Genomic DNA, 11739 nt, shown 5'->3' on the forward strand with positions numbered 1-11739 from the left:
ATCAGCCCCCCGTGACCGGCGGGAAGAACGCCACTTCATCACCCGCCGTCAGCGGATGGCTAAACTCAACCAGCGTCTGGTTAACGGCGGCCAGCAGCTTGCCTTCGTCCAGCGCCAGCGCCCAGCGATCGCCCTGTGCCGCAAGGTGCGCGCGCAGCGCGGCCACGTTTTCAAAGGGGGTATCAAGCGTCAGGCTGTCGGTATCAACCAGCTCACGAACCTGCGCAAAAAAGAGCACCTTAATCATGGCTGTCCACCTTAAAATCACCGGATTTGCCGCCGCTTTTCGCCAGCAGGCGAACCGGGCCAATAACCATATCTTTCTGCACGGCCTTGCACATGTCGTAGATGGTCAACGCCGCGACGGAGGCCGCCGTCAACGCTTCCATCTCCACGCCGGTTTTACCGCTTAAGCGACAAAGCGACTCAATGCGCACGCGGCTGTGTTCCGGCTGCGCCTGCAGATTGACTTCAACCTTGCTGAGCATCAGCGGGTGGCAGAGCGGGATTAACTCCCAGGTGCGTTTTGCCGCCTGAATACCGGCAATGCGGGCGGTGGCAAAGACGTCGCCCTTGTGGTGACTACCGTCAATGATCATTGCCAGGGTGTCTGGCAGCATGGTGACAAAGGCTTCGGCACGCGCTTCGCGCACCGTTTCCGCTTTGGCAGAGACGTCGACCATATGCGCTTCGCCAGCGGCGTTAATGTGGGTCAGTTGCGACATAGTTTATTTCTTCAAATGAGGATGGAAATTACACGGACGGGTACGGGCATCAAGCTGCGGCGCGATGATGTTCTCCCACGCGGTACGGCAGGCTTTGGTCGAGCCTGGCATGGCGAAAATCAGCGTCTTATTGGCGATCCCCGCCACGGCGCGGGACTGCAGCGTGGAGGTGCCAATCTCTTCAAACGAGAGCATGCGGAACACTTCACCAAAACCTTCTACTTCGCGGTCAAACAGCGGCAGCAACGCTTCCGGGGCCTGGTCGCCTGCGGTAAAACCGGTGCCGCCGGTAATCAGCACCACCTGCACTTCATCGCTGGCGATCCACTGTGACACCTGTGCGCGAATGGCGTAGCGGTTCTCTTTCACAACGGCTTTATCCACGATCTGGTGCCCGGCGTCGTGGGCCGCGTCGCGCAGCCAGTGGCCGGAGGTGTCGTCCTCTTCGCCACGGCGCTCGGAAACGGTAAGAATGGCAATGCGTGTCGGGATAAATTCTGCGCTTACCTGACTCATCTTCTGGTTCCTTCTTAAAGCTGATTACCCGCCAATGTAGGACAGGTTCTGAGTAATACCGGTGTTGCCCTGATGCAGGAAGTGGGTCTGCTTTTTGTGCGTCAGCGCCTCGGAAATGCGCGCTTCAAGCGCCTCCTGCTGAGCATCGTTCTCCAGCAGATCGCGCAGATCCACACCGCCGTCGCCGAACAGGCACAAATGCAGTTTGCCGATGGACGAGACGCGCAGGCGGTTGCAGCTGGCGCAGAAGTCTTTTTCATACGGCATGATAAGCCCTATTTCCCCTTCGTAATCGGGGTGACAAAAGACCTGCGCCGGGCCATCGCTGCGCTGGCGGATCTGGTGGATCCAGCCGCGTCGCAGCAGCGCGTCGCGCAGCACCATGCCGGAAATATGATGGCGGCGGAACAGTTCGCTGCCCTCGCCGGTTTCCATCAGCTCAATAAAACGCAGTTGAATGCGGCGCGGTTTGATCCACGCCAGGAAGGTGTCCAGCTGGTGATGGTTCACATCACGCATCAGAACCGTGTTGACTTTGACTTTATCGAAACCGGCTGCAAACGCCGCGTCAATGCCGTCCATAACCTGACGGAACTTGTCCTGTCCGGTGATGGCGTGAAACTGGCGCGCGTCGAGGCTGTCCACGCTGACGTTAATTGCCGTCAGGCCCGCATCGCGCCAGGCCGCCACGTCACGGGCCATACGGTAGCCGTTGGTGGTCACGGCAATTTGCCGGATGCGCTCATTTTCGCGCACGGCGGCAATGATGTCGGGGAAATCGCGACGCAGAGAAGGCTCGCCGCCAGTCAGACGGACTTTTTCAGTACCGAGTTCTGAGAACGCGCGCGTAACGCGACGCACTTCATCGACGGAGAGAAAACCGTTATTGGTGACGCTGCCCGGCTTGTAGCCGTCAGGCAGACAGTAGGTGCAACGGAAGTTGCACACATCGGTAATCGACAGACGTAAGTAGAAAAACTTACGCGCGAAAGCATCAGTAAGTTGTGAAGCCATGTACACCTTTCCAGATACGGGAGGCACAGTCATTTCTTTCTGTACCCTGGTGGCAATCCGCCACGGCCAGAGCGCCATATCTGTTCGACACAGGCGCTAAGGCTAGAGTGTATGTTTTCAAATTTGAAAACGTGGTTAAGGCGATAGTAGCGCGTAAATCACCACTTCGCCATTATCGCTTTTCGCTATATAATTCTCTACATAACGTCACGATCGTGCATTTTAACGACAGAATACCTAAAAACCGCAATTTCGCATTGATTTACGTCATTATGCATCGGGTCAGCAATCGTCTTTTCGGGGTAGTTGGGTTACTGTTACGCGGTCAGAACCTCATAAGGAAAATAAATGCGCAATCGCACTTTTGCCGATCTTGACCGGGTGGTCGCTCTGGGCGGAGGCCACGGCCTGGGCAGGGTCATGTCCTCATTATCCTCACTCGGCTCGCGGCTGACAGGGATAGTGACAACGACGGATAACGGAGGCTCGACGGGACGGATCCGCCGTGCGGAAGGCGGGATTGCCTGGGGCGATATGCGCAATTGTCTGAATCAGTTAATCACCGAACCCAGCGTGGCGTCCGCCATGTTTGAGTACCGTTTTGGTGGAAATGGCGAGCTTTCGGGGCATAATCTCGGAAACCTGATGTTAAAGGCGCTGGACCACCTGAGCGTGCGCCCTCTCGAAGCGATCAATTTGATTCGTAATCTGCTGAAAGTGGATGCGTTTCTGATCCCCATGTCAGAGCAACCGGTCGATTTAATGGCGATCGATGCAGAAGGACATGAAGTATATGGCGAAGTGAATATCGACCAGCTTCTGCTGCCGCCAAAAGAGCTTATGACCTACCCCAGCGTGCCAGCCACGCGGGAAGCCGTCGAGGCGATTGGCGAAGCGGATCTTATCCTGATTGGCCCCGGCAGTTTTTACACCAGCCTGATGCCGCTGTTACTGGTGAAGGAGCTGGCCCAGGCGCTGCGCAGAACTCCCGCACCGATGGTATATATCGGTAACTTAGGCCGCGAACTCAGTCCGGCGGCAGCGAGCCTTTCGCTGGGGGACAAACTGGATCTGATGGAGCAGTACGTCGGCAAGAAAATCATCGACGGCGTGGTGGTGGGGCCAAAAGTGGATGTCTCCGGCATTGGCGATCGCATGGTGGTGCAGGAGCCGCTGGAGGCGAGCGATATCAAATATCGCCACGACCGCCACCTGCTGCGTGACGCGCTGGAGAAGGCGATTCAGGCGTTAGGTTAGGTACGTTTTTGCGGCCTGATGCCCTCACCCACCGGGAGAGGGAAAAAGTAGGCCCGGTAAGCGCAGTGTCACCGGGCAAAAACCACTTACGATGCCGCGATGAACAGATCCCTCAGCTGATGCAGCTGGTCGCGGATTTGCGCGGCCTCCTCGAACTCCAGATTCTGCGCGTGCTGCATCATCTGCCCTTCCAACTCGTGGATCTTCTGCTGCAACGCTTTCGGCGTCAGCGCGACGGTATCCTCCTCCACCACTGGACGGGCTTTCCCGCGCCCTTTGGTTTTGGTCTTCGCAATGTTCTGACCCAGCGCCAGAATATCCACCACTTTCTTGTTCAGACCCTGAGGCGTGATGCCGTGCTCTTCGTTGTAGCGCTGCTGTTTCTCGCGGCGACGTTCCGTTTCGCCAATCGCTTTCGCCATTGACGGGGTGATCTTATCGCCGTACAGGATGGCCTTACCGTTAACGTTACGGGCGGCACGGCCAATGGTCTGAATGAGTGAACGTTCAGAACGCAGGAAGCCCTCTTTGTCGGCGTCAAGTATCGCGACCAGCGACACCTCCGGCATGTCCAGGCCTTCTCGCAGAAGGTTGATCCCCACCAGCACGTCAAACTCGCCAAGGCGCAGATCGCGGATGATCTCCATACGCTCAACGGTATCGATGTCCGAGTGCAGATACCGCACCTTCTCGCCGTGCTCTTCCAGATATTCGGTCAGGTCTTCGGCCATACGTTTGGTCAGCGTGGTGACCAGTACGCGCTCGTTAATAGCGGAGCGGATACGGATCTCCGAGAGCAGATCGTCCACCTGGGTGGCGACAGGACGCACCTCGATGATCGGGTCGAGCAGCCCCGTCGGACGCACCACCTGGTCAACCACGTCCTCGCCGGATTTTTCCAGCTCGTAGTTGCCCGGCGTTGCCGACACGTAGATGGTTTGCGGTGCGAGGGCTTCAAACTCTTCAAACTTCATCGGGCGGTTATCCAGCGCCGACGGTAGGCGGAAGCCATACTCCACCAGCGTCTCTTTACGCGCGCGGTCGCCGCGATACATCCCGCCGATTTGCGGGATGGTGACGTGGGATTCGTCGATCACCAGCAGGCCATCCGCAGGAAGGTAGTCAAACAGCGTCGGCGGCGCTTCGCCCGGCCCGCGCCCGGAGAGGTAGCGCGAGTAGTTTTCGATGCCGGAGCAGTAGCCCAGCTCGTTCATCATCTCCAGATCAAACTGGGTTCGCTGGCTTAAACGCTGCTCTTCGAGCAGCTTATTGTTCGCCAGCAGCACCTTACGGCGGTCTGCCAGCTCGACCTTGATATCTTCCATCGCCTGCACGATACGCTCGCGCGGCGTGACGTAGTGCGTTTTAGGGTAGACGGTAAAGCGTTGGATCACTGATTCAATGTGCCCCGTCAGCGGGTCGAACAGCGAGAGCCGCTCAACCTCTTCGTCGAACAGCTCCACGCGCAGGGCCATGTCGTCCGATTCCGCCGGGAAGATATCAATTACCTCGCCGCGCACGCGGAACGTGCCGCGCTGGAAAGCCTGGTCGTTGCGGGTGTACTGCAGCTCTGCCAGGCGGCGCAGGATCGCACGCTGGTCGATAATCATCCCCACCGTGAGGTGGAGCATCATCTTCAGGTACAGATCCGGGTCGCCCAGGCCGTAGATGGCCGAGACCGACGCGACCACCACCACATCACGCCGCTCAAGCAGCGCTTTGGTGGCCGACAGACGCATCTGTTCGATGTGTTCGTTCACCGAGGCATCTTTTTCGATAAAGGTGTCAGAGCTGGGAACGTAGGCTTCCGGCTGGTAGTAATCGTAGTAAGAGACGAAATACTCCACCGCGTTTTCCGGGAAGAACTCTTTCATCTCGCCGTAAAGCTGTGCCGCGAGGGTTTTGTTGGGTGCCAGCACCATGGTTGGGCGCTGCAGGTCGGCAATCACGTTGGCGACGGTAAAGGTTTTACCCGAGCCGGTCACCCCCAGCAGAGTCTGGTGTGCAAGCCCATCTTCCAGCCCCTCTTCCAGGCGGCGAATCGCCTCAGGCTGATCCCCCGATGGACGGAAAGCGGAATTCAATTTGAACGGTTTACTCATGGCAACGACCTGATGACGGATTTAGCGGCAGACGTGTAATTTTACTCCTTGTTGTCAGGATTGCCAGTAAAAAACACTGGATGAAAAACCAGTAGCATGTCAGGATATTTAGCATAGCAGCCGGATGATGAGCGTAAACCCGGTCGAAATTTCGACAGGGACGAGATAAAACACCAGCGTTCGCGGTTATCCCCAAAAATTTTCCTTTTTTAACATTTGTCAAGCTACGTAATGAAAGTTTTATGGCAGTGGATGACAGTTTAGTGACGGCAATTGCTTTTATCTAACAAGTTGATTAACAGAGGATATTTCCGAAAGCCGCGTTTCGCATCAATTCAGGCTTAAGCCGCGTATTCTCTCGCTTATCGCGTGTTTTCTAACTCTCATACACAAGGTTATCCACAGGAATAGTGGATAACTGCGTGCAGCCCATACAGACCGCCGCTCGGCAACGTCCCGGTTTTTCCCACGAAGCGGCAGCAAAAAAATTTTATCACCCTTTTTTGACGCGCAAGCGCGAGGTTTATCCTTATGGACTGGCGAGATCTTAATCACATTTCTGCAATGCGCTAAGGTCAAGGTATTTCCCGGTTTCAGCATTTTCTGCGTTGCCGCTAAGCCACGGGATCTCCCCCAGAAACGGCGCGGGCAGCATTCGCTTAAGCGTCGCCAGATACTCCGGATGACGTTTGCCCGGTGCGACCACATCGTTCGCGATCCAGCCAGCCAGACGCAGGCCTGCCTGCTGCACGGCCTGCGCGGTCAACACCGCGTGGTTGATACAGCCAAGCTTAACGCCGACCACCAGAATTACCGGCAGCCGCTCAGCCTCAACCCAGTCGGCAAAGGTATGCTGCTCTGAGAGTGGCGTAAACCAGCCGCCCGCCCCTTCCACCAGCACCCAGTCCGCCTGTTCTTCCAGGGTACGCAGCCCGGCCGAGAGTACGTCAAACGCAATCGGACGCCCCTCGTCCGCGCTGATGATGTGCGGTGAGGTTGGCTCCGCGAAGGTATAGGGATTCACCGCCGCATAGGCCAGGTCGATACTGCTGTTACGCTGGAGTGCCAGCGCGTCGGTGTTACGCAGGCCTTCCGGCGTCATCTCGCTGCCAGAGGCCACGGGCTTAAACCCTGCGGTCTTTTTTCCCAGCCGACGGGCAGCCTGCAGCAGTGCCGCGCTGGCAACCGTTTTGCCCACTTCCGTATCCGTACCGGTCACAAAATAGCATTCAGTCACGTTCGATAATCCCATGAAAAAGTTGATAAGAGAGCGGGAACGCGCCCCGCTGCTGCGGCCACGCCAGCCCCAGACGCTGCAACTGACCGCGCGTGAGCGGTTTTTGCTCGCGCCCGGCGTGCAGGTGCGTTGCGCCAATGCCCTTGAGTGAGCGCATGGCGCTGAGGGCATCGCGGAAGTCCAGCGTGACCGTTTGTACCCTGCTTCGGTAACGCCAGCCTGCCAGCGCCCTCAGCACCTCGGCGTGCGACAGGAAGCGGTTAGCGTGCGGACGATCGTCCACGGCTTTCCAGGCCTGATTAAGCTCCGGCAGAGAACTGTCGAGTAGGGTGGTAAACGCCACCTTGCCGCCCGGTTTCGCCACGCGATAAAGCTCCCCCAGCGCGTGCGGCAGGCTGCTACACCACTGCACCGCCAGATGGCTCCAGACTAGGTCGAATTGCCCGTCAGGCAGCGCGATGGCTTCAATATCGGCAACCAGATAGCGGTCAGCCGACTGCTGCTGGCGCGCCTCGTTGAGCATCTGCTCCGAAAGATCGAGCGCCGTCACCGTGCTTCCCGCCTGCCGCCAGTAGCGGCTGTTCGCGCCCGGCCCGCATCCCGCATCCAGGACCTGCGCAAATTGACCGCCTCCCAGCGCGGCCAGCAGCCCTTGTGCGCTCTGGCGCTGCAATTCGTCGTGCTGCGAGTAGCTTTGCGCCGCCCGGCCAAACGCGGCGGCGATGGCCTGCTTATTGACTGGCGTCATCGAGCGCCTCCAGCAGTGCATCGATATCCTGCGGCTCGTGGGCCGCCGTGAGGGTTAAGCGCAAACGCGCGGTGCCCGGCGGAACGGTGGGAGGCCGAATGGCGGTGACCCACATTCCGCGATCGCGCAGCGTCTGCGCCAGGCTCAGCGCCCGGCTGTTTTCCCCCACGATCACCGGCTGAATGGCGCTTTGAGACTCGGCTATCCTGTAGGGAAGCGAGCCTAAACCCCGGCGAAAACGCGCAATATGTTCAGCCAGACGCTGCCTGCGCTCCGCCCCTTCCGCGCACCGGATCACCGACAGCGATGCCGATAACGCTACAGCCTGTGCCGGAGGCATGCTGGTGCTGTAGATCAGGTGCCGGGCAAACTGTAAGAGATAATCCGCCACCGGATCGCTGCACAGCACCGCCGCCCCGCTCACGCCGAAGCCTTTGCCAAACGTCACGATCAGCAGTTCCGGCCTGACGCGCTGTTGATCTGCGCTTCCGCGCCCCTCATCGCCCATTACCGCGATGCCGTGGGCATCGTCGACCAGTAGCCAGGCGTTATGCTTCCGGGCCGCGTCATGCAGGGCGCGCAGCGGTGCGCTGTCACCGTCCATGCTAAACACCCCTTCCGTGACCACCAACTGCTGGCCAGCGCAAGGTTTCTGAAGCAGGGCGTGGAGGTGCCCGACGTCGTTATGCGTAAAGCGTCGCAGCTGCGCCGGGCTTAACCCCGCCGCCTCCAGCAGCGAGGCGTGGCTTAGGCGGTCGGCGACAATCCGGTCCTCTTTGCCCGTCATTGCCGCAATCACCGCCTGATTCGCGGCAAAGCCAGAGATAAACAGCAACGCACGCGGGTAGCCTAGCCAGTCGGCCAGCTCCGCTTCCAGCGCCTGATGCGCCGTGGTGTAGCCGCTGACGTGGCCCGAACCGCCGCTGCCCACACCGTATCGCTCCGCCCCGCGTTGCCACGCACGGATAACGTGCGGGTGCTGGCTCAGGCCGAGATAATCATTGCTGGAAAAATTGCAAAAGCGTTGGTTATCGCGGGTGAGAAAGCGGCCTGCGCCGTTCTCCACCACGCAGCGCACGCGCAACGCCTCCGCCGCCCGACGCTCGTCGAGCGCGGACTGGATACGTGCCTGCCAGGTCATACTGAGGCCGCGTTGTAAAACTGTTCCGTGTCGGCGTTAAAAATCTGCCGCTCCAGCATCTGCTGCTGTTCGTTATCCCCCGTCAGCACCTCGGTCTGATGCGATCTCAGGCCGAGCTTGCGGAACAGCTGGACGTCTTTGTCCTCTTCCGGGTTTGGCGTGGTCAGCAGCTTGCAGCCGTAGAAAATGGAGTTGGCACCGGCCATAAAGCACATCGCCTGCGTCTGCTCGTTCATCTGCTCGCGTCCCGCCGAGAGGCGCACGTACGAGGTCGGCATCATGATGCGCGCAACGGCGATGGTGCGAATAAAATCAAAGGCGTCCACGTCGTCGTTATCCGCCAGCGGCGTCCCTTTCACCTTCACCAGCATGTTGATCGGCACGCTTTCCGGCGGTGTCGGCAGGTTAGCAAGCTGGAGCAGCAGGCCGGCACGATCTTTCACCGTCTCGCCCAGCCCCACGATCCCGCCCGAGCACACTTTGATGCCCGCATCACGCACCTTGTCCAGGGTATCCAGTCGCTCCTGATAGGTGCGCGTGGTGATGATGTTGCCGTAAAACTCCGGCGAGGTGTCGAGGTTGTGGTTGTAGTAGTCCAGCCCGGCCGCAGACAGGCGCTGTGCCTGCTCGTCGTTCAGCGTGCCCAGCGTCATACAGGCTTCCAGCCCCATCTCCTTCACCCCTTTCACCATCTGCTCCAGATAGGGCATATCGCGGTCGTGCGGGTTCTTCCATGCCGCGCCCATGCAGAAGCGGGTGGAGCCCGCATTTTTGGCCTTACGCGCCGAGTCGAGCACCTGCTCTACCTCCATCAGGCGCTCGGTTTCGAGACCCGTTTTGTAGCGGGCGCTCTGCGGGCAATATTTGCAATCTTCCGGACATGCGCCGGTCTTGATCGACAACAGCGTGCTGACCTGCACATGGCGTGGATCAAAGTGTTGACGGTGTACCTGCTGCGCTTCGAACATCAGCTCCAGGAAAGGTTTGTTGAATAACTCAGTGACTTGCGACATCGTCCAGCGTGGATGGTGAGCCATTTAGCGTCTCCAAAGGGTTTTGTTAATTGTCGGTTCGGTTTATACTTGTAAACCTAATTCTTTTCAAAATGGTTTACAAGTCAATTATGACCCAGGACGATCTCGACTTCGACAAGCAGCATATCTGGCACCCTTACACCTCCACGACCCGCCCCCTGCCCGTTTACCCGGTTGCGTCTGCCCACGGATGCGAGCTGCATCTCGCCAGCGGCGACGTGCTGGTCGACGGTATGTCCTCCTGGTGGGCGACGATCCATGGATATAACCATCCGCGCCTGAACGCGGCGATGAAAACGCAGATTGACCGCATGTCGCACGTCATGTTTGGCGGCATTACCCATCAGCCGGCGGTGGATGTCTGCCGTCGTCTGGTGGCGATGACCCCCGACGCGCTGGAGTGCGTTTTCCTCGCCGATACCGGCTCCGTGTCCGTAGAAGTGGCGATGAAGATGGCGTTGCAGTACTGGCATGCGAAGGGCGAACCGCGCCAGCGCTTCCTGACCTTCCGTAACGGCTATCACGGCGATACCTTTGGGGCGATGTCGGTCTGCGATCCGGATAACTCCATGCACAGCCTGTGGAAGGGCTACCTGCCGGAAAACCTGTTTGCCCCCGCGCCGCAGAGCCGTTTCGACGGCGAGTGGGACGAGGCGGACATGGTGGGTTTTGCGCGTCTGATGGCAGCGCACCGCCATGAGATCGCCGCGGTTATTCTGGAGCCGATTGTTCAGGGCGCGGGCGGAATGCGCATCTATCACCCAGAGTGGCTAAAGCGCATTCGTAAGATGTGCGATCGCGAGGGCATTCTGCTGATCGCGGATGAAATTGCCACCGGCTTTGGTCGCACCGGCAAACTGTTCGCCTGTGACCACGCGGGGATCACGCCGGACATTCTGTGCCTGGGCAAAGCCTTAACCGGCGGGACCATGACGCTGTCCGCGACGCTTGCCACTCGCCACGTCGCGGACACCATCAGCGATGGCGAAGCGGGATGCTTTATGCACGGCCCCACGTTTATGGGTAATCCGCTGGCCTGTGCGGTGGCAAGCGAAAGCCTCGCGATGCTGGAAAGCGGCGAGTGGCAAACGCAGGTGGCGGCAATCGAGGCGCAGCTCAAACAGGAACTGCGCATCGCTTCGGATTCGGAGTTTGTCGCCGACGTGCGGGTGATCGGGGCGATTGGTGTGATTGAAACCACGCACCCGGTGAACATGGCGGCGCTACAGCGCTTCTTCGTGGAGCAAGGGGTCTGGGTACGACCGTTCGGCAAGCTGATCTACCTGATGCCGCCGTATATCATTACCCAGGATCAGCTACGTAAATTAACTGCCGCGGTCGTTACCGCTGTTAACATTCCCGCGCATTTCACGATTTAACCCTATGGGTTACACTTCGTGAACGAGCGATTAACGAGGGTAAACCGTATGAAAATCATCAGTAAAGATTTGCGCGACGGCGAGAAACTGCCGGAACGTCACGTTTTCAACGGCATGGGCTATCAGGGAGATAATATCTCCCCGCATCTGGCCTGGGATGATGTGCCTGCGGGAACCAAAAGCTTTGTCGTCACCTGCTACGACCCGGACGCCCCAACCGGCTCCGGCTGGTGGCACTGGATTGTGGCTAACCTGCCTGCAGAAACCCGCGTGCTGCCGCAAGGTTCCGGCTCTGATCTGGTCGCCCTGCCAGAGGGCGCTATTCAGACGCGCACAGACTTTGGCAAAGCGGGTTACGGCGGCGCGGCTCCGCCAAAAGGGGAGACGCATCGCTACATCTTTACGGTGCATGCCCTCGACGTGGATCGCATTGAGGTGGATGAAGGTGCGAGCGGTGCGATGGTGGGCTTTAACGTGCATTTCCATACGCTGGGCAGTGCGTCGATCACGGCGATGTATTCGTAAAAAAAGCCGGGTGGCGGCTACGCCTTACCCGGCCTACGTGGCACAGATGTAGGCCCGGTAA

12 protein-coding genes and 1 riboswitch are annotated in these 11739 nt (G+C 58.9%); of the genes, 3 read left to right on the plus strand and 9 right to left on the minus strand.

Features of this window, described 5'->3' with window-relative positions:
- Position 1: 1 nt before the first annotated feature.
- From moaD to moaA, 4 genes are all read right to left on the minus strand, one after another.
- A complete protein-coding gene (gene moaD / locus FFS28_RS05820; RefSeq protein WP_006177266.1) occupies positions 2-247 on the minus strand; it encodes a molybdopterin synthase sulfur carrier subunit in 246 nt (81 codons plus the stop codon).
- A complete protein-coding gene (moaC, locus tag FFS28_RS05825) occupies positions 240-725 on the minus strand; it encodes a cyclic pyranopterin monophosphate synthase MoaC (protein WP_101738019.1) in 486 nt (161 codons plus the stop codon). Before moaC ends, moaD begins: the two co-directional genes overlap by 8 nt.
- Before the next feature lie 3 nt (positions 726-728).
- Positions 729-1241: a molybdenum cofactor biosynthesis protein B gene (gene moaB, locus FFS28_RS05830; RefSeq protein ID WP_137849026.1), complete on the minus strand. Its 513-nt coding sequence runs from the start codon at positions 1239-1241 to the stop codon at positions 729-731.
- 24 nt (positions 1242-1265) lie between these two features.
- Complete coding sequence (moaA, locus tag FFS28_RS05835; protein ID WP_042321047.1) at positions 1266-2255, minus strand: GTP 3',8-cyclase MoaA; 990 nt, start codon at positions 2253-2255, stop codon at positions 1266-1268.
- Positions 2243-2377: riboswitch (molybdenum cofactor riboswitch) on the minus strand. It overlaps the preceding gene by 13 nt.
- A gap of 226 nt (positions 2378-2603) precedes the next feature.
- Between moaA and yvcK the strand changes: the two genes are divergently transcribed.
- Complete coding sequence (gene yvcK, locus FFS28_RS05840) at positions 2604-3512, plus strand: uridine diphosphate-N-acetylglucosamine-binding protein YvcK (RefSeq protein ID WP_137849027.1); 909 nt, start codon at positions 2604-2606, stop codon at positions 3510-3512.
- 86 nt (positions 3513-3598) lie between these two features.
- Here the strand turns inward: yvcK and uvrB are convergent, their stop codons facing one another.
- The 5 genes from uvrB to bioB all read right to left on the minus strand — a co-directional run bounded on the left by uvrB (position 3599) and on the right by bioB (position 9777).
- Positions 3599-5614 carry an excinuclease ABC subunit UvrB gene (uvrB, locus tag FFS28_RS05845; protein WP_088207642.1) on the minus strand — a complete coding sequence of 672 codons (2016 nt, stop codon included), beginning with the start codon at positions 5612-5614 and terminating at the stop codon, positions 3599-3601.
- A gap of 547 nt (positions 5615-6161) precedes the next feature.
- Entirely contained in the window at positions 6162-6851 is a 690-nt protein-coding gene (gene bioD / locus FFS28_RS05850) for a dethiobiotin synthase (protein ID WP_171007385.1), read from the minus strand.
- Positions 6844-7599 carry a malonyl-ACP O-methyltransferase BioC gene (bioC, locus tag FFS28_RS05855; protein WP_137271814.1) on the minus strand — a complete coding sequence of 252 codons (756 nt, stop codon included), beginning with the start codon at positions 7597-7599 and terminating at the stop codon, positions 6844-6846. Before bioC ends, bioD begins: the two co-directional genes overlap by 8 nt.
- Positions 7583-8740 (minus strand): 8-amino-7-oxononanoate synthase, encoded by a 1158-nt coding sequence (gene bioF, locus FFS28_RS05860; protein ID WP_137849029.1) that lies wholly within the window; start codon positions 8738-8740, stop codon positions 7583-7585. The genes bioC and bioF overlap by 17 nt, the downstream gene beginning before the upstream one ends.
- Positions 8737-9777 (minus strand): biotin synthase BioB, encoded by a 1041-nt coding sequence (gene bioB / locus FFS28_RS05865; protein WP_071599723.1) that lies wholly within the window; start codon positions 9775-9777, stop codon positions 8737-8739. The genes bioF and bioB overlap by 4 nt, the downstream gene beginning before the upstream one ends.
- A 68-nt stretch (positions 9778-9845) precedes the next feature.
- On the opposite strand from bioB, the gene bioA reads away from it, so the two are divergent.
- The gene (bioA, locus tag FFS28_RS05870; protein ID WP_137849030.1) at positions 9846-11153 is read left to right on the plus strand and encodes an adenosylmethionine--8-amino-7-oxononanoate transaminase; all 1308 of its coding nucleotides are present in this window, start codon (positions 9846-9848) and stop codon (positions 11151-11153) included.
- A 48-nt stretch (positions 11154-11201) separates the two neighbouring features.
- Entirely contained in the window at positions 11202-11678 is a 477-nt protein-coding gene (locus tag FFS28_RS05875) for a kinase inhibitor (protein ID WP_058610573.1), read from the plus strand.
- Positions 11679-11739: the final 61 nt, after the last annotated feature.

The sequence above is a fragment of the Enterobacter sp. 2VL genome (assembly GCF_005503595.1).
Classification (GTDB): Bacteria; Pseudomonadota; Gammaproteobacteria; order Enterobacterales; family Enterobacteriaceae; genus Enterobacter; species Enterobacter cancerogenus.

Bases quoted from the DNA above. Each gene is read 5' to 3' on its own strand.
- moaD (WP_006177266.1), bottom strand. From the start codon at position 247: ATGATTAAGGTGCTCTTTTTTGCGCAGGTTCGTGAGCTGGTTGATACC.
- bioF (WP_137849029.1), bottom strand. From the start codon at position 8,740: ATGACCTGGCAGGCACGTATCCAGTCCGCGCTCGACGAGCGTCGGGCG.
- moaA (WP_042321047.1), bottom strand. From the start codon at position 2,255: ATGGCTTCACAACTTACTGATGCTTTCGCGCGTAAGTTTTTCTACTTA.
- moaC (WP_101738019.1), bottom strand. From the start codon at position 725: ATGTCGCAACTGACCCACATTAACGCCGCTGGCGAAGCGCATATGGTC.
- bioC (WP_137271814.1), bottom strand. From the start codon at position 7,599: ATGACGCCAGTCAATAAGCAGGCCATCGCCGCCGCGTTTGGCCGGGCG.
- uvrB (WP_088207642.1), bottom strand. From the start codon at position 5,614: ATGAGTAAACCGTTCAAATTGAATTCCGCTTTCCGTCCATCGGGGGAT.
- moaB (WP_137849026.1), bottom strand. From the start codon at position 1,241: ATGAGTCAGGTAAGCGCAGAATTTATCCCGACACGCATTGCCATTCTT.
- bioB (WP_071599723.1), bottom strand. From the start codon at position 9,777: ATGGCTCACCATCCACGCTGGACGATGTCGCAAGTCACTGAGTTATTC.
- yvcK (WP_137849027.1), top strand. From the start codon at position 2,604: ATGCGCAATCGCACTTTTGCCGATCTTGACCGGGTGGTCGCTCTGGGC.
- bioA (WP_137849030.1), top strand. From the start codon at position 9,846: ATGGTTTACAAGTCAATTATGACCCAGGACGATCTCGACTTCGACAAG.
- FFS28_RS05875 (WP_058610573.1), top strand. From the start codon at position 11,202: ATGAAAATCATCAGTAAAGATTTGCGCGACGGCGAGAAACTGCCGGAA.